Annotated in this window: 15 protein-coding genes; 11 read left to right on the top strand and 4 right to left on the bottom strand. The window is 46.8% G+C overall.

Annotation, left to right across the window (positions count from 1 at the left end; translation table 11 throughout):
- The first annotated feature begins 211 nt into the window (after window positions 1–211).
- The 9 genes from F1593_RS08910 (at window position 212) to F1593_RS08870 (ending at window position 11,066) form a co-directional block, all read left to right on the top strand.
- Window positions 212–1,867, top strand: coding sequence for a N,N-dimethylformamidase beta subunit family domain-containing protein (locus F1593_RS08910; protein ID WP_149401210.1), 1,656 nt, complete (start codon window positions 212–214; stop codon window positions 1,865–1,867).
- Between the two features lie 39 nt (window positions 1,868–1,906).
- A complete protein-coding gene (locus tag F1593_RS08905) occupies window positions 1,907–2,950 on the top strand; it encodes a polysaccharide deacetylase family protein (protein WP_149401209.1) in 1,044 nt (347 codons plus the stop codon).
- A gap of 38 nt (window positions 2,951–2,988) precedes the next feature.
- Complete coding sequence (locus tag F1593_RS08900; RefSeq protein WP_149401208.1) at window positions 2,989–4,302, top strand: carboxylate--amine ligase; 1,314 nt, start codon at window positions 2,989–2,991, stop codon at window positions 4,300–4,302.
- On the top strand, window positions 4,302–5,534 hold the full coding sequence (locus tag F1593_RS08895) for an NAD(P)-binding domain-containing protein (RefSeq protein ID WP_172631973.1): 1,233 nt from the start codon (window positions 4,302–4,304) through the stop codon (window positions 5,532–5,534). The genes F1593_RS08900 and F1593_RS08895 overlap by 1 nt, the downstream gene beginning before the upstream one ends.
- A gap of 58 nt (window positions 5,535–5,592) precedes the next feature.
- Window positions 5,593–6,633 carry a polysaccharide deacetylase family protein gene (locus tag F1593_RS08890; RefSeq protein ID WP_149401206.1) on the top strand — a complete coding sequence of 347 codons (1,041 nt, stop codon included), beginning with the start codon at window positions 5,593–5,595 and terminating at the stop codon, window positions 6,631–6,633.
- Window positions 6,611–7,933 (top strand): carboxylate--amine ligase, encoded by a 1,323-nt coding sequence (locus F1593_RS08885; RefSeq protein WP_149401205.1) that lies wholly within the window; start codon window positions 6,611–6,613, stop codon window positions 7,931–7,933. The genes F1593_RS08890 and F1593_RS08885 overlap by 23 nt, the downstream gene beginning before the upstream one ends.
- A complete protein-coding gene (locus F1593_RS08880) occupies window positions 7,930–9,156 on the top strand; it encodes an FAD-dependent oxidoreductase (RefSeq protein ID WP_149401204.1) in 1,227 nt (408 codons plus the stop codon). The genes F1593_RS08885 and F1593_RS08880 overlap by 4 nt, the downstream gene beginning before the upstream one ends.
- Window positions 9,157–9,396: 240 nt before the next feature.
- Entirely contained in the window at window positions 9,397–10,473 is a 1,077-nt protein-coding gene (locus F1593_RS08875; protein WP_149401203.1) for a polysaccharide deacetylase family protein, read from the top strand.
- The gene (locus F1593_RS08870; protein WP_149401202.1) at window positions 10,473–11,066 is read left to right on the top strand and encodes an acyltransferase; all 594 of its coding nucleotides are present in this window, start codon (window positions 10,473–10,475) and stop codon (window positions 11,064–11,066) included. The genes F1593_RS08875 and F1593_RS08870 overlap by 1 nt, the downstream gene beginning before the upstream one ends.
- A gap of 294 nt (window positions 11,067–11,360) precedes the next feature.
- Here F1593_RS08870 and F1593_RS08865 read toward each other — a convergent pair whose 3' ends face one another.
- The 4 genes from F1593_RS08865 to F1593_RS08850 all read right to left on the bottom strand — a co-directional run bounded on the left by F1593_RS08865 (window position 11,361) and on the right by F1593_RS08850 (window position 16,078).
- Window positions 11,361–12,296 (bottom strand): MBL fold metallo-hydrolase, encoded by a 936-nt coding sequence (locus F1593_RS08865; protein WP_172631972.1) that lies wholly within the window; start codon window positions 12,294–12,296, stop codon window positions 11,361–11,363.
- 16 nt (window positions 12,297–12,312) lie between these two features.
- On the bottom strand, window positions 12,313–13,890 hold the full coding sequence (gene pruA, locus F1593_RS08860; RefSeq protein ID WP_149401200.1) for an L-glutamate gamma-semialdehyde dehydrogenase: 1,578 nt from the start codon (window positions 13,888–13,890) through the stop codon (window positions 12,313–12,315).
- A gap of 163 nt (window positions 13,891–14,053) precedes the next feature.
- Window positions 14,054–14,518 carry an NUDIX domain-containing protein gene (locus F1593_RS08855; RefSeq protein ID WP_235932527.1) on the bottom strand — a complete coding sequence of 155 codons (465 nt, stop codon included), beginning with the start codon at window positions 14,516–14,518 and terminating at the stop codon, window positions 14,054–14,056.
- 63 nt (window positions 14,519–14,581) lie between these two features.
- Window positions 14,582–16,078, bottom strand: coding sequence for a thioredoxin-like domain-containing protein (locus F1593_RS08850; RefSeq protein WP_149401198.1), 1,497 nt, complete (start codon window positions 16,076–16,078; stop codon window positions 14,582–14,584).
- 324 nt (window positions 16,079–16,402) lie between these two features.
- Here F1593_RS08850 and F1593_RS08845 point away from each other — a divergent pair, with 324 nt between their 5' ends.
- Window positions 16,403–17,533, top strand: a complete 1,131-nt coding sequence (locus F1593_RS08845; RefSeq protein ID WP_149401197.1) for a sodium:solute symporter family transporter — start codon at window positions 16,403–16,405, stop codon at window positions 17,531–17,533.
- Window positions 17,534–17,919: 386 nt separating this feature from the next.
- A complete protein-coding gene (locus F1593_RS08840; RefSeq protein ID WP_149401196.1) occupies window positions 17,920–18,285 on the top strand; it encodes a hypothetical protein in 366 nt (121 codons plus the stop codon).
- The last annotated feature ends 107 nt before the right edge of the window (window positions 18,286–18,392 follow it).

Genomic DNA, 18,392 nt, shown 5'->3' with positions numbered 1-18,392 from the left:
TCTCTACAGTTATGGTATTTGATCACCCATTCTCAACCAATGTGAGCATCTCTTCAACATAGCAGCTATGGTATTTTTGTAGGGATAAGATTCTTCAGGTTGCTATTTACCAGATTGGTCATCTATTCTGTTCGAATATGTTCTATTGTCTGTGCTGAATACTATGAAGAAATATGGGTATTGTGAGTAAACAAGCTGTGGAGGTCTCTGCATGAGAGGGAAGTCAGTTGTTACTATTGTGACAATTTTTATCATTGCAGGGGCATTGATCTGCTTTTATTTCCTCGCACCATCTCTGTTAGCTCGATCGAATGATCAATTATCCGTGTTTCAGGATAATGCGAGCAGCTCTGTAACCGGTAACGAGATTGTTCGTGAGAATGCGCACAATGGGACAACATCATGGCAAATTCCTGCGGGAGATGAATCAACCACGCAGATTCAAGCCTATGCAGGGGCAACCTCTGTGCGCCCCGGAAAATCTATCGTATTATATGTCAGCACTCAAGTGCCTCAGATGCGTTATCGAATAGATATATTTCGTATGGGATGGTACAACGGGCTAGGTGGTCGTTTGATGGATTCTGTGCTGGATCTGCCCGGGCAGGCCCAGGGGTATTTTGATGCTGCCTCAAATCAATTGGTGAATTGTTCTTCTTGCACTATTGCTAAAGATACTGGCTTGATTGAAACCCATTGGAAAGCTTCGTATACATTAAAAATTCCCCTGGGCTGGACTTCTGGCGTTTATCTGGCGAAGTTCACAGATATCAATGCAAAGCAGTCCTATGTGCCCTTTGATGTGCTTGGTTCTCTCCATTCTGCTTACCTTGCGGTTACTCCTGATACGACATATGAGTCCTATAATAATTGGGGAGGCTCCAGTCTCTATGATGCTGATCAGCTTTTTCAAGGCACTGCTGTCGCGAAAATGGCTACCAAGGTGTCTTTCGATAAGCCCTATGCTATCGAAAATGGTTCCAGCCAGGTTCTCGTCTTTATTGCACAGACGGTACGTTGGATGGAGCGACAGGGTTATGATGTCTCTTATGCGAGTGATATTGACGTGCAGGTAACTCCACATCTTCTGAATACACATAAAGCTTATATTTCTCTAGGACATGATGAGTATTGGACTAAGACGATGCGTAGTGAGGTGGAGGACGCACGTAATAAGGGAGTGGGACTGGCCTTTATGGGAGCGAATGCGCTCTACTGGCAGATGCGCTTTGAACCTGATAGTGCCGGTGTACCAAACCGCACGGTTGTTTGTTATAAAGTGGAGACTGCAAACAATGATCTGGGGCGTGATCCCATGTATAACGTGGACAATTCGGTCGTCACGAGTTTCTGGCGCGATCCCGTGGTGGGACGCCCCGAAAACGCGCTTGTGGGTATCATGTTTTCAAACCTCAACCATGATCAGAACGGATTTTCCTGGACTGTTGCGCCTCAGGCGGGAAATTTGCCTTTATTGAAAGGCACAAATTTGCAGCCAGGGCAGGCATATGGCTGTGGTCTGGTGGGATATGAGTGGGATCGAGCGCAACTGAATCCTAATGGCACACCAGGCAATCCTTCGTATAGTAGCACCACACCTAAGAATTTACAGATTATCAGCGCTTCTGCGACTGTAAGCAGTGAAACAAAACTGGCAGATGTAAGTAATTCCGCTTATTATATTGCCCCATCTGGAGCAATGGTCTTCGCGACAGGCTCTCTCTACTGGGAAGTATCGTTGGATAAATATCGATTACACCCGGATATCAATTGTGGTTTTAAAGATACTGCTATCCCTGGTATGCAAGCATTAATGAAGAACGTTATGGGTGCGTTGGTCGTCAAGCATAATCCGAATGGTTTTTGATCGAAGGCTAATCCAATTATTTGTGGAAGAAAGGATTTTATGCGCAGGGTTGCAAGGCTTATTTTAGCCTCATGTTTCTACTATAGTGGATTGGTTGCTTTTTGTCGCTGGCGAATGCGCCGTCAGGGACCACATTTGCTTATTCTTAATTATCATCGCGCCAGCGCGGGCTCTATACTTCAGCATATGCGTTATCTCCAGCGCCATTATCGTATCTTGCATTTAGATGAGGCATTGGAGGAACTCTATCATGTTTCCCAGGGCAATAAAAAATCGTTGCTGCGTACGCCACTGGTACTAACTTTTGATGATGGATACCACGATAATTATACCCATGCATTTAAAGCGGCGGTTGAGTTGCAGGTTCCGATTACCATTTTTCTGATTCCAGGCTATCTTGATAGCGGCGATTTTTTTTGGTGGGGGGAAGGGAAACGTTTAGTCGCGCAAACAACGGTAGAAGAAATTCTTTTTGAAGGACATATCTATCATCTGCGAACAGTCGAAGCGCAACAGCAATTATCAGCTTTGATTGATATGCGTTTACGAACAGCCAGTTCTGTGGCAGGGCGTGACCAGTTTTTGTCGCAAATCAGGCAGGCACTAGCCATATCTGAGCAAGACTATTGCAGATCAGATTTAAAAGATGATAATATTCCATTGACGTGGTGTGAGGTGTTGAAAATGCAGCAGAGTGGTTTGGTTTGTTTTGGAGCACACACGATGCATCATCCTGTATTATCCTACCTATCTGATCCCTCAGAGGTTCATTATGAAGTGGCCCGGTCACGTGAAATATTGGAAGCACGTCTGGGTAATACTATTCGCACATTTGCATATCCAATTGGGCGTACTGAACATATTGGTGAGGAAGCCTTGAAAGCTGTGCGGGAGGCAATGTATACCTGGGCTGTGACAACTACGAAAGGGATAGCAACACCTCAAAGCGATCCCTATCGCCTTGAGCGTGTGCTGGTCGATGTACGGCGTCACTGGCTTTTAATTGCGGCGGAGACCTCGGGCATCTGGAGTTTACTGGCTCCTCTCTGGAAACCATTTATCAATGAGGGTGCAGATATATAAAAGTGTAAATGTGAATACATCGTTTGTTGAGGTGTCGTGTGGTAAATAGTTCATCCTATATCATTTTGCCTGAGAAAGTCCAAATAGAGGTTTCTAAACGAATACCTGGAAATTCAGAAAAAAAGGCTTCTAGATATGATGTATTGGTATTGGATGCGGGATTACGCCAATCTCTGGTATCAATTCGTTCACTGGGGAGACAGGGGCTCTCGGTCGCAGCATTTGAGGCCGGGCAAGCAGTTCCTGCTTTCTCTTCACACTGGTGCCATCAGGGCATTATCTGCTCAGCCCCCTCCGGTACTCCCGCTTATCTTGAGGTGCTTGAGCAATGGTTAGAACGTACTGGTGCCCGTGTCTTGTTGGCATCTTCTGATAGTACCGTTGCCTTGTTACGGCAGTACCGTACACGTCTAAGCAAACACGCTACCATTGCCCTGGCGCAGGACCCGGCCCTGGAAATAGCTATCAATAAAGAATTGACCTTGCAGGTTGCCAGACAATTGGGTTTGAGTATTCCTCGTAGTGTCACGGTCAGTGCGGTTAATGATGTAGCTGCGGCTCTTAAGGAAATCGGCTTACCAGCCGTAGTGAAACCTGTTGAATCCTGGTTATGGAGTGAAGGCCAGATAGAGGGAGCGCGCTTCGCATCTCGTCTGGTTACCACTCATGAGGAGGCCCGCATTGCCGTCGAGGATTTAACTCGTCTGGGTGGTACAACGCTCTTTCAACAATTCCTGACCGGTCGGCGTGAAGCGATCAGTTTGTTTTACGCCAACCATGAAATATATGCACGTTTCGCCCAATGGGCCAAGCGTACCGAGCCTCAGTTAGGAGGCACCTCAGTCTTACGACAGAGTATTGCTCTCCCACTGGATACTAACAATCAGGCCGAGCGATTGATCCGCGAAATCGATCTGGAAGGGTATTCTGAAGTGGAATTCCGGCGTGATCATGTTGGTGTTCCTTATCTGATGGAGATTAATCCACGTCTCTCAGCGTCAGTCGAGATCGCGGTTCGTGCGGGCGTGGATTTCCCGTATTTGCTCTACCAGTGGTCTACTGGCACATCTATCAATAAAATCTCATCTTACCGTACTGGCACATGGATGCGCTATTTGAGCGGTGACATTATGACGACTATTGAAGCTCTACAACGACGTGGTCGCCCTGGTGTAACGCCGCCAGTACAAGCTGTGCTTGGTTTTACCCTCTCATTTTTTCAACCCATGAGTTATGACTATATTGACTGGCATGATCTTGCTCCTGCTATAAAAGCGACTGCGGAATTTACGCGTAAGTGGGTAGAAGGAGCCGTTCGCAAGAGATTATCTCATGCAAAAAGGAGCCTATAGTGAGCATCGTATCTGATCTACAAACATCTCAACAATCTCCTTTGGTAACAAAATATGATGTAGTTGTTGTGGGGGCTGGCCCTTATGGCCTGACTACCGCCGCTCATTTGATCGGGAAAGGATTAAAGGTCGGGGTTTTCGGCAAGCCCATGGAACTATGGCGCAACCATATGCCTGTTGGTATGTACCTGCGCTCGCATTGGTGGGCAACCAATCTTTCAGATCCTCGGAAAAAATATAGTTTTGAGCGCTATTTTCAACTGAATAAGTTGGAAAAGCCCTATCCTGTTCCGATGAGCGTTTTCCTGGATTACGCCATGTGGTTTCAAAAAAATGCCGTACCCGAGGTGGATGAAACATATGTTGCCTCAGTTGATCGGCAAGATGGTCAATTTGTGCTGACATTAGAAGATGGTCGCATTGTCCAGGCGACGGCTGTGGTCATGGCTATCGGCGTTTACTATTATACGCGTCGCCCAGAGGAATTTCGCCTCTTTCCCAAGGAACTGGTCTCGCATGCCTTTGATCATAGCGATTATAGCCAGTTCCAGGGGAAGCATCTACTGGTCGTAGGTGGAGGGCAAAGCGCGGTTGAATATGCGGCCTTGTTGTTAGAAGATGGTGGGGTTGAGGATGTGCATCTGGTGGCACGACATAAAATCAATTGGTTGGAGCGAGATCGTTCAGCAGAGCGTTCGTGGCGCGAGAAGATTGCTGAGCCAAATGCTGGCATTGCTCCTGGATGGACCAACTGGGCATTGGAATATTTGCCCTATCTGTTTCACCGTTTCCCTCAGGTCAGGAAAGATCGCTATATCCGCTCCAATTATCAGGCTGCTGCTGCCGCCTGGTTGCGTGATCGGGTTATTGGGAAAGTGAACATACATGAGAAAACCTCGATTACTGAGATGAAAACGCAGGACGATGGTATCGATGTAACTCTCTCCGACGGCCAGAAACTTCATGTGGATCACGTTTTACTTGGAACTGGCTATGAGGTGCATCTGTCTCAGCTCTCCATGCTTAGTCCCGCGCTATCCAAACAGATCAAATCCGATCAGGATATTCCAATCTTAAATCCCTGGTTCGAAAGTAGTGTGCCGGGTTTATACTTTGTGGGTTTAAGTGCCGTTCGTTCTTTTGGCCCCTTGTATCGTTTTGTGGTTGGTGCGCATGCTTCTGGCCGACGGGTTGCCAGTGCAACAGCACGCTTTGCTGCGCGTCGAAAGTAGTGGTAGCTATGCTTTTTGATTGTGAGGAATAGATGGGGGATTTTATGGGGGGGGATTTATGTACGAACGTTTGCGTATAATAGCTGCACTCTTTTTTTACTGTACGGGTATTACCAGACTCGCGCTCTGGTTCAAAGAGCGCTCTGATCCCAGGCTTTTAATCCTCAACTATCATAATGCCGGAGGCAATCTAGCTTCCCAGTTGAGGTATCTTAAGCGGCATTATCGCATCATGCATCTCGAAGAGGCTCTGACAGAATTGTATTCTCAAGAGCCTGTACGGGAACATGAACATCGACGTTTGCCGCTGGTACTGACATTCGATGATGGCTATCAGGATAACTATACTGAGGGATTTCGATTAGCACAGCGCTATCGCATTCCGGTAACCATTTTTGTGATTCCTGGCTATATCACCAGTGGACAGTATTTCTGGTGGTTGGCCAGCGCGCAATTGGTACAGCAACTGCCAGATAAAGATATCTCCTTTGAAAATAAAACATATCAGCTTCCCACGCAGCGCCTGGCCTTGAGTGAGATGATTGATAAACGCATCCGCCACACAACTTCTGTCGCAGAAAGGGAAGCGCTACTCGTTGATATACAGTTGCAACTCGGTGTGAAGTTGCCTGTGCGTGAGGCTGATATTGCGGGTCAGGCTGTTGATCCATTGCTTCCACTTACCTGGGCTCAAATTCGTGAGATGGAAGCGACGGGATGGATTTCATTCGGGGCTCATACGGTCAATCATCCCATTCTTAGTTATCTGTCTGATCCAGCAGAGGTGTTGTATGAAGTCCAGGCTTCGCGCGCAATGCTGGAAGAGCAACTGGGGCATCCTGTCCGTTCCTTCGCATATCCCATAGGGAAATTTCAACATATCGGGAAACAGGGTCTGCTGGCAGTGCAGACCGCAGGCTATCGCTGGGCAGTGACAACGATTGAAGATATAAATGCAAGCCAGGCCGATCCTTTGTGGTTGGCTCGAATGCCAGGAAATATCGATGTGCATTGGATAGTCATGGCTGCCGAACTCGTTGGTTTACTGGGTGTGGTATCTCGGGTGAGGAAAAAGTATGCAAGATTCTTTAAAAAGTAATACTTCTGATCTGGAGAAGTCCATTGAACCTGTCGTTGCCTCCTCAGAGATTACTGATATGGCTCGGCAAGAACATCCAGCTACCTATGATGCTTTGATTCTGGATGCGAATTTGCGGCAATCTCTGGTGACGATCCGTTCGCTGGGGCGGCGTGGTCTGCATGTTGCCGCTCTGGAAACACGTGATGCAAAGTATGTCCCAACTTTTGCTTCACGATGGTGCGCGCACTCATATCGAGCTCCGGTTTATGATCGGCATACTGAAGCTTATACAACCTATCTGCAGCAGTTACTGACGCATACTGGTGCAGGTGTCGTTTTCGCCTCTTCCGATGGCACTCTGGCTGTACTACGCGAGTACCGCACTGCTATTGAGCGCCATACACGGCTGGCTCTGGCCAAAGAATCCGCCCTGGAGGCGGCAACGAATAAGGGCCAGACGCTTGAGGTCGCACGCCGACTGGGCATTGGCGTGCCAGAGGGTGTTGTCGTATCTGGAATTGATGAGGTAAGCGAGGCAATCCATGAGATTGGTTTGCCAGCTGTTATCAAGCCTATTGAGACCTGGCTGTGGGGAGAACAACAAGGGCTACGTTTACTGTGTGAACTTGTGACGACCCCGGATGAAGCTCGTCGGGCAGTTGAAAAATTAACCTGTTCTGGTGGCACGACCTTGTTTCAACAATTTTTGGCGGGTCGACGTGAAGCAGTGAGTCTTCTGTATGCCCGTGGGGATATCGCTGCTCGCTTTGCTCAATGGGCTAAACGAACGCAACCCCCCCTTGGAGGTACTTCTGTGCTGCGGCAGAGCATTGCAATGCCAGAAGATATTGGATCTCAAGCGGAATTGTTGGTACGTGAAATCGATCTGGAAGGATATTCTGAAGTTGAGTTCCGTCGTGATGCGAGGGGTAAGCCTTATCTGATGGAAATCAATCCTCGTCTGTCTGCCTCTGTTGAGGTTGCAGTACGAGCGGGCATTGATTTTCCTTATCTCCTCTATCAATGGGCTAGCGGCGAACGTTTGCAGCCCATTAAAGGATATCAAATAGGACGTTGGATGCGCTACCTTGGAGGAGATATTGTCTCTACTGTAGAGGCGCTAGAGGCGCGTGGACGACCGGGTGTTACTTCTCCAGTACAGACGCTCCTCAATTTTGGCACCAGTTTTTTTATTCCAACTGGCTATGATTATGTTGATTGGCAGGATCTTTCCCCCGCCTGGATCGCCTCGAAGGATTTCCTCTCGCGCGCCAAAAAACAGGTTGGGCAACGATCTTTTAGGAGGACGAAAGAATGAATGTCTCTTTAAATGCAAAAAAGTCTCAAGAATCCACTCCCTCGGCGCAATATGATGTCGTTGTATTAGGGGCGGGGCCATATGGGCTTTCGGTATCAGCACATTTATTGGGCCATGGCTTAAAAGTTGCGACATTTGGGAAGCCAATCTATTTCTGGCGTAATCATATGCCTGATGGAATGCTCTTACGCTCTTATTGGTGGGCAACTAATTTGTCTGATCCGCAAAACAAATACACTATGGCACGCTATTTCACCGAGAAAAGCATTCAGCCATCCAATCCTTTGCCACGGGAAACATTTATTGATTATGGGCTCTGGTTTCAGGAACATGCTGTCCCTGATCTCGACGAAACCTATATTAGCAATATCGAACGCACCAATGAACAGTTTCGGGTGACATTAGCAGATGGGCGCGTTGTCTTGAGTAAGTCTGTTGTGATGGCTCCTGGCTTGCATTATTATCTCTATTCACCGGCAGAATATGCGCATATGCCGAAAGCACTGGTTTCACATTCATCTGATTACGCCAGTTTTACGGCCTTTAAGCAGAAAAAAGTAGCCGTGATTGGCGCTGGACAAGGAGCATTAGAATCTGCGGCCCTGCTCCATGAGCAAGGGGCTGATGTGACTGTCTTATGCCGTCGCTCTATACGCTGGTTACCAGTTGAGAATATGAAAATTCCTGCTTTGATTCGAGCGGCACGTGCACCCCAGGCAGGTATGGGGAATGGTTGGATGAATTTCCTGCTTGAAAAATATCCTTATGTGTTCCAGCATGCGCCACGTAGCCGTCGCGATCATGTATTGGATACCACACATGGACCTGCTGGATCAGTCTGGTTGAAAACACGCCTCATTGATAAGGTAACCATCAAAGAAAATGCCCGGATTGAAAAAATAGCAGCAGTCGATGAACAGGCCCGGATTACACTCACAACTGGCGAGATTCTGTCGTTTGATCATGTCATTCTTGGTACTGGTTATCGTCCTGATGTGAAGGAACTTCCTATGCTCGATCAGGATTTGAAAGATGCCTTGCGCACACATCGAGGCTCGCCTGTCTTGAGCAACTGGTTTGAAACCAATATTCCAGGTCTCTACTTCCTGGGTTTTTCCTCCGCACGTAGCTTTGGTCCATTCTATCGTTTCGTGGTTGGCGCCGGGGCGGCAGCACGACGCGCAGCCAATGCTATTGCAAAACAGGTTGTTCGTTCCTTTTAGGCTGCTGGCGTATCAAATATGCCTTACATGAAATGCACAGTTTTTTCGTGCTTCCGCTTGATCATCCATTCCAGCAATATGGGAGGTGGATGATCAATGCTGGTCGAGTGTGGAACGATGAATGTCGTCTAGATTCTCATTTTTCAAATGATAGATCATACAATATGTAGCTTGAGATAAGGATTATCTGGAACGCTGGCTATGGGATGCAGTGTTTGGAGTAATGGGGGGCATGATTGAATGCGTAGACGGTTATTGATTTATCTCGCTGGTTGTTTCTATTATAGTGGCCTGGTCGCTCTGGCTCGCTGGTGGACAAGACATGCCGGGAAACGTGTAATCATTGTGAACTATCATACTGCTACTGGTGGCGCTTTTTTACAACATCTGCTGTACTTACGTAAACATTATCGGATAATGCCAGTCGAGGCAGCCCTTGCTGAACTTTATAGTGGATCTGTTATGTTATCTATGTGTCAGGGCAAAAAAGATCGGCGTACCCCTCTCGTTGTGACGCTGGATGATGGATATACTGATAATTTTAGCTATGGAATGCAATTAGCACACGATTATTGTGTGCCTCTGTCAATTTACTTGATCCCCGGTTATATCAATTCAGGTCAACGTTTCTGGTGGTTTGAAGGTAAGTATATGGCACGTCATACAGCGGTGCCTGAGGTGTTATTGGAGAAGCAAACCTTTCAGCTACAGCATGAGGATGGACGTGTAGCAATGGCCCAATTTATTGATGAGCGGACCCGCCATGCAACGTCGGTTGCTGAGCGTGAAACATTTCTTACAACTGCTCGCGAATTGCTTAAATTATCGTCATCCTCTACCCAAAGTGAACAGGATCGGGAACATTTGCCAATCAATTGGGACCAGGCACGAGCGATGGAGCAAAGTGGTTGGATCTCCTTTGGGGCACATACCATGCACCATCCCATTTTGTCCTATCTCTCGGATGCCTCTGAGATCAAGCGTGAAGTAACCGAGTGTCGGCAGGTGCTTGAACAGAAACTCGGTCACCCAATCCGTTCTTTTGCCTACCCTGTTGGTCAGGAGCAGCATATTGGAACTGCCGTTGTGCAGGCTGTTCAGGAGGCCGGTTATGATTGGGCTCTCACGACGACTTATGGCTTCAATACACCAGCAACTGATCCCTATCGTTTGAAGCGTATTGAAGCCGATGTAGATCAACACTGGTTGATTGTTGCGGTGGCATCAGCAGGACTATGGGGATTTATCGCGCACATGCGTTGGTTCCCTTTTATTCGTAAGAATTTCACTAATGCTAGCTATAAAAAAGGTTTATAATGCAAGAGCAATTGTTTTATGTTCACCCTCAGGCCGAGGTTGAAGCTGGCGCACATGTCGGATCTGGAACACGCATCTGGCGTCAGGCACATGTACGCACCTTTGCTACTATTGGTGAGCAATGCAATATTGGCAAAGGTGTCTATATCGAATCTCATGTTTCAATTGGATCGCGGGTAAAAATCCAGAATCATGCCTCGATCTTTGAGGGAGTAACCGTGGAGGATGGTGTATTTATTGGTCCTCATGTCTGTTTCACCAATGATATGTTCCCTCGGGCTATTACACCTGCTGGACAATTGAAGGGCGCTACTGATTGGGAGGTTACGCCTACCATCGTTTGCTATGGAGCGTCGATTGGGGCTGCTTCGGTGATTGTCTGTGGTGTAACCATTGGCTCATTTGCCTTGATTGGGGCTGGTTCTGTCGTGACACATGATGTTCCCTCTCATGCGCTGGTATTTGGGAATCCCGCGCGTTTTCATGGATATATCTGTCGATGTGCGCGACGTTTAACGGCCGTGCAGGAGCAAGATGGGCAGCATACTGGTTGGTGCGAAACCTGTCAGACATATTGCACCTTTGAAAGGTAGCAGTTACAACAAACGTTATTATATTATGCGTAAAAAAATCTTTTATCAAAGTGTTTGATTCCCATCATCGGTCTTTGGTGGTTCACCCACAGGTGGGCGCGTCAGCACCCACTCCTTTTTAGTGTGTGGTGCAGGACAAGGTGCACAGCACCTTGTCCTGCACCACACACTAAAAACTGTTTTGAGCACCGCAGGTGCGAAAACTTATGAGCAAAGACCGCAAAAGGCATGGAAATTAAATGCCTTATGTAACGGGCAAAATGATAGATAACTGGCATCGCAAGTTAGTACGCTTTAAACTTGATCTGGATGTACTTTTTTCCAGTAGCGGATGTAACCTTGAGCCGTCATCTCATAGTTTGTGGCCAGATCATAGCGTTTCATAAGATCCGCCTTGGCACCTTTACGCTGTAGTTCTGGTTTTGTTTTTGTAATCAAGAGCTGGACTATTTCAGATTCCGTCTTTTTCTCCTGTAAAGCTTGCAGGACGATATCTCCCCAGGCAAAAATTTGAGCTCGTAACCTTTCCAGATAGGGAATGACGCCGTGAATTGGTCCAAAGTGGGCCAGATACAAAACGTCTGGATGAAGTTTTTTAAGCAGATCAATACTACTTGACCAGGCTTCAATATCCAAATCTGGTGGTGGCGTCGGTGGACGTACATAATCAACCTGCGGCAAACGTACCCCTGCGACATCGCCTGCGAATAATTCTCCTGAATGAACATCAAAGAAGACGATATGGTGGCTGGCATGCCCTGGCGTATAGTGAACTTCCAGGCGACGACCAGCGATATTGAGTGTATCACCACCTTCGAGTATCTGAATATGCTCTACAGGAACCGGCTCGATTTTTCCCCAGAGCTCTTCCATCTGATCCTTATAGATGCGTGTTGCGCTTGTGATCAGTTTCGCTGGATCTTCAATGTGAGGGGCTCCCTTGCTATGAACAAGAACCCGTGCATCTGGCATATGATGGAGTAGGCTTCCCACTCCACCCGCATGATCCAGATGGATATGTGTCAGCAGAATATGAGTTACTTTCTGTGGATTAATCTCGATCTCTTCTAATGAGGCGATCAGGGCATCAATTGTCGTGGCTGGACCAGGATCAATGAGTGCAACCTCATCTTTGCCTGCCAGTACGTATGCTCCAATGACATCATGTTCTCCTTGAAATGGCAATGAAATATGCCAGAGACCCGGGCTCAGTTTGGTAATGGTCGCCAAGAGTTGCTCCTTCACTTTATTTGCTCGCAGATATGGCTTTGGCCTGGGTGAAGAGGAGAAGATAGTCGTGTCCACCAGCTTTAGAATCAGTGCCAGACATATTGAAACCTCCAAACGGATGGACACCTACCAGTGCTCCTGTACACTTACGATTGAAGTAGAGATTGCCAACATGATACTCTTCTTTCGCACGGTCAATATGTTGTGCGTCAGTCGAGTAAAGTGAGCCAGTCAGGCCAAATTCAGTGTCATTGGCAATCGTGAGAGCATCATCAAAATCTTTTGCTTTAATGATGGTGAGTACAGGTCCAAAGATCTCTTCTTGCGCAATGCGAGCATGGGAATCAACATCTATAAAAATGGTTGGCTCAATAAAATAGCCTGGACCATGAGATTGCCCACCGAGAACGAGTTTTCCTTCGCCTTTGCCAATCTCAATGTATTCCATAATCTTTTTATGTGCCTGCTGGTCAATTACTGCTCCCAGATAGGTCTCTGGTTGCGTGACATCCCCTATAGTGAGTTTACGTGTTTTTTCAACTACTCTTTTTACTACCTCATCGTAAACGGAGGCGAGGATAATGGCTCGTGACCCTGCTGAGCATTTTTGTCCCTGGAAACCAAAGGCTGATGAGACGATGCTTGCGGTTGCCGCTTCTACATCAGCGGTGTCGTCCACGATGATTGCGTCTTTGCCACCCATTTCAAGGATTGTACGTTTGAGCCAGCGCTGTCCTGCTTGGGTGTGTGCGGCGTGCGCATAGATATGCAAACCGACTTCCCGCGATCCTGTAAATGAGATGAACCGTACATCTGGGCTGTCTACCAGAGTATCACCAATTGCGGCACCTGATCCCGTGATATAGTTGACAACTCCTGCAGGTAAGCCAACCTCTTCCAGGATGCGTATAAATTGATAGGCGATAGTCGGTGCAGTACTGGCTGGTTTGAGCACAACAGTATTGCCAGCTCCAAAGGCGGCACTGGTCATACCTGCCATGATGGCACAGGGAAAGTTCCAGGGAGGAATGACAGCCGCGACACCCAATGGAATATAGACAAGTTCGTTGTCTTCACTATCAATATGGGTGATTGGCTGTTCATCCGCCAGACGTAAGATTTCACGGCCATAGAACTCAAGAAAGTCAATGGCCTCGGCGGTATCTCCATCAGCTTCCGGCCAGCTTTTGCCAACCTCATAAATCATCCAGGCATTCATTGTGAAGCGGCGTTGACGCATCAGGGCTGCTGCCGCGAAGAGATATCCTGCGCGCTCCGTAGCTGGTACGCGTTTCCATGTTTCAAAGGCTGTTTTAGCGGACTGGATAGCCTCTTGAGTCTGGGCGCTGTTTGCAGATGAGAACTTTCCAATGACCTGATCAGGTTGACCTGGATTGAAGGACGTAAAGGTCCGTTCATTCACAATTTTTTTGCCACCAATAATCAGTGGATAGGTTTGACCAAGTTCATTTTTCACCTGCTCAAGCGCCATTGCCTGGGCATATCTTAGTTCTTCCTTTGAAAAATCAGTCAATGCTTCATTTATAAATGGTTTTTGTGCATGCGATAGGGCATCTTCAAAAGTTATAGTCATATAAAAGCTCCTTCGCTAACTGTGTTCAAAGTAAGTGTACTCGGGTGAGTAAATGATCATACCATCCATTGTATCTCATAAAGCGAGTTGGATGAAAGCATTGTCTGAGTCAGACATCTTGGAACCACACTATGCTTGTGAGGCATTTCTACTATCAATTATATCACTGGAGTCTCGGTAGTATTTGTTGAGCAAATGCGTCTAGCATGCGTTGTAGATGGTGTGGCATAATGTCTAGATTAGCCATTTCGGAACGACTGAAATAGCCAACCTCAGTCGTCTCATCGCTTAAGCTCAGGGTTTGATTGAGGGCTGTCGCTTCAAAACAAAGGTTAACAATCTGATAGCGATTGCCATCCGCATAGACGAGCAACATATGCGGGGAACTGTAGATACCCACCAGCCTGGTGATGACAATATCGAGGCCTGTCTCCTCTTTAATCTCACGTACACAGCATTCCTCGATACTTTCGCCAACTTCCATCTGTCCTCCCGGTAGGCACCAGCGGCCATTATCGCTCCGGCGTGTTAAGAGCACTTTTTGTCCACTGGGATCATAGATGACAGCTGAACTGCTTACACTGAGTACTCCTTGTGCTCCAATGCGCTCTCCTTGAAGAATCTTCACGCTATCTACCCTCCTCATATTATATTGTTAAAACCTTCCACAGCGAACATTTCCGTGTTTTGTTTACTTAAGAGGTGCTTCTATATTTAGTGTTGTTACCATACTGGTGCGCAGATCTAGTATACGTACCACATTATTATTGGTATCCGCAACGTAGAGTTTTCCAGCGGCACTGGCAATACCAGCGGGTTCATTAAAGAGTGCGCCTTGAAATGTCCCATCGCTGAGACCTGCTTCGCCCGTACCAGCTAAGGTTGTCACCTGACGGGTATGTGGATCGAGTACTTTAATGCGATTATTATAGGTATCAGTAAGATAAAGCTTGCCAGCAGAAAAACAGATACCCTGCACATGTTGTAAGCGTACTTGTTCACCAGTACCATCCTGATCACCAAATACAAAGAGTCCCTCACCAACAAGGGTCTGTACCTGTCGCGTTGCATCCAGATTGACGCTGCGGATCGCACTGGTTTCGCTATCAGCGACATAAAGGTTTTGTGTGCTTAAGGCCAGACCATTTGGCTGGGCGAAAAAAGCCTCCTTAGAAGGACCATCTCCAATGCCTTCAGGTCCTTTGCCGGCGAATATCTCGATCTCCTCGCGTTCCAGGTGGAAGCGCATGATTTGATGAGTGCCCGCCATGGCGATGTACAGCGCCTTATCTCTATATTGTACATCCCAGGGAGAATCCAGGGCTACAGCGTGTGCGGGACCGCTGGTCGGCGTCTCAACAAGGCCAGCCTGATCACCTGTACCAGCGATTGTATCAACTCTTTCTGTATCGAGATCCACACGACGGATCAAATGATTTTCAGTATCTGCCACGTAGAGTACGTTATCCGCCAGCGTTACTCCTTGCGGACGGCGAAAGCTCGCAGCATCAATGGCTCCATCGGCGTGGCCCTCTAATCCTGTGCCAATCACTCGACGCACCTGACCACTGAGGCTGGTTTCAATGAGGCGATGATGACCACTATCACTGATAATCAGACGATCTGCTGATTCATCCAGGCAGAGTTTACCAGGAAAGGCCAGATAGGATTGTGAGGCAACCTCATGAGTGAAGTACAGCGGTTGATGCGTCAATAATCCGCGCTCTTCAAATTCTTCAAGCATGGGACGAATTTGTTCGATCGCCGCCTCTGGTACAATCTCTCCCTCATGTCGTCCAATGACGCGATTTTCTGGATCGATAAACATGAGTGTCGGCCATGCGCGTACAGCATATTGCTGCCAGAGATGCATGTTCCGATCATTAACAACTGGATGATCAATGCCATAGCGCAGGACAGCATCGCGGATACTATTGGTAAATTGTTCACGAGGAAATTTAGGTGAGTGTACGCTAATAATGGTCAATGTATCTGGAAAAGCCTCTGCGATGACACGTAGTTGAGCCAGAGCGTGCATGCAATTAATACAGCAGAAGGTCCAAAAATGTAGGATAACCAGTTGTCCGCGCAATTCCTTGATATGCAAAGGATGATCGCTGTTGAGCCAATCCAGCCCAACTGGAAAATCTGGCGCACGTACTTCACCTCGAAACTGAGGCTTTGCCATAAATTTTTTCTCTTTCTTCTCGTTGATTAAGCTCTACTGCCCGATGCTGGGGATTGTAATGATCACTCTGCTTTCCTAAACAAGGCTTTATGCCCGGTTTGTTCCCCAATTCTCCCACTCTATTGAGCTCTACAAGTGAAGCTAAATTCTTCCTTACTTCGTGATTAGAGAGTAGTTTTATTACCATTTGAGATAATTATTTTATCTCTATCTTCTTTACTTATTCTTTCTCTACATAGGTAATTGTCCTCACGTTTTTAATAGGTTTTACTATTAGTGTGCTGCTCTCTTACCTATTGTATCCATGTCAAGGGAGATGTGTTTATGATTATCGATGCCGCTGCTGCAGTTCGCGTGACAGCTAATGCGAACTGGATAGACTACTTGATCATTGGCATCTATTTTGTAGTAACACTGGGGATTGGATTTACACTCAGACGGCGTATGAAATCCTCATCGGACTTCTTGCTTTCTGGCCGTTCGCTTCCCAGTTGGGTAACTGGGTTGGCGTTTGTGGGTGCTAATCTGGGTGCGCTTGAGATTCTTGGTATGGGCGCAAATGCTGCTCAATACGGATTCATGCAGGCGCATTTTTATTGGATTGGTGCCATTCCAGCCATGATTTTTGTGGCAATTTTTATGATGCCCTTCTATTATGGCAGTAAGGCTCATTCAGTGCCCGGCTTCTTGAAAATGCGGTATAACGAGGCCACGCGAGGCTTCAATGCCCTTTCATTTGCCGTGTTGACGCTGTTGACGAGTGGTATCAATATGTATGCCGCTGCACTGGTCTTCAATGTATTGTTGGGTTGGTCCCTCAATACCTGTATCTGGTTAGCGGCCCTGTTCATTATGGTCTACATCCTGCTTGGTGGTTTGACTTCTTCTATCATCAATGAAACGTTGCAGTTTTTCTTGATTGTGGCTGGTCTCTTACCGCTCACGATTATTGGCTTGACCAGTGTCGGTGGTTGGGATGGCTTGAAGGCAAGAATTGCCAATCCCCAATTTTTCCATCTCTGGGCTAATACGGCCACCAATAATAACCCTTTCGGAGTAAACTTTATTGGTATTATTCTGGGGCTTGGATTTGTGCTGAGCTTTGGATACTGGTGTACTGACTTTCTGGTAGTGCAACGAGCGCTGGCAGCTGAAGATGAGGCTGCGGCAGAGCGCACGCCGCTGATTGCAGCCTTTCCGAAGTTGTTCTTCCCTTTCCTTGCGATTATTCCTGGCCTGGTCTTCATCTCTGTCATGCCTGGCCTGGGACACGGTGGTGGTTTCGAGAACTCTTATAACATGGCTATTCCTTTTGCGATGGCCCATTACTTCCCGAACGGCCTCCTGGGTCTGGGTCTCACAGCTTTGTTAGCTTCGTTTATCAGAGGTAGGACACAATGTAGCATTTTTGGAATGGATTTACTAGTACAAAAAGCCAGCAACAAGGCCGTATAAAGGGTAGTAATTCAGAACACAATTTCTACCTCTAAACGGCCTTATTTTGTGCCCTCAGACTATCTTAACTACCTCTCAACTACTTTTTTTGCCACCATCAAATATACAGACCAACATAATACCACTGCTTTTAGCCCAATCACATCAACACCACGCAATAGAGCCTATTTGATAGTTCTAGTCACTCTCAACTAGCAAACAAGAGAAGGCCCAGGTTAGTATTAAATTATTACTCACATGAAGACCGGGAGATGCAAACGTATTTATTTTAAGCTATCACCCTTTATACTACCCTTTATGCTACCCTTTCATATTGAACCCACAGCCCTATTTGTTATACAATAATTTAAGCCATTAACAAACATTTATACATGCAGGAGTTATACATGGAGGTGACGGAGAAAAAGCGCCGTAGGGACGCCGGAGTACTGCAAATCACCGAGCGTGATATTTTTACCTTAACGTGGATATCAGAGCAATTTTGTATATCTTTTGATCAACTTCAAAAATTATTAGGTAGAAACGCGAAACAAGCAACGAAGACAGAAGGAACGTTAAGTATCTCAGCAACTCGTAATGCAATTGACCGCTGGTTACAACTTGCGTTGATCGAGACACCCAGGAAAGTATTAAAAGAGCATTCTAGCTATGTATGGTTAAGCAGACGTGGTTTATCTCAATTGGGTATTCCATACTCTTATTATCTTCCCAAGCCATCAACAGCTAACCATATCTATATAATGGTCCCGTAATCCTGGACAGGTCAATAAGATAAAATAGCTGTATCAGAACGAGTGCAAAAGGAGAAAGATGATGGCAGGACCACGGAAACGATACAGCTCAGATTTAAAGGCAAAAA

It is taken from the genome of Dictyobacter arantiisoli (assembly GCF_008326305.1).
Lineage (GTDB): Bacteria > Chloroflexota > Ktedonobacteria > Ktedonobacterales > Ktedonobacteraceae > Dictyobacter > Dictyobacter arantiisoli.
This window is presented reverse-complemented; position numbering and strand designations above follow the sequence as displayed.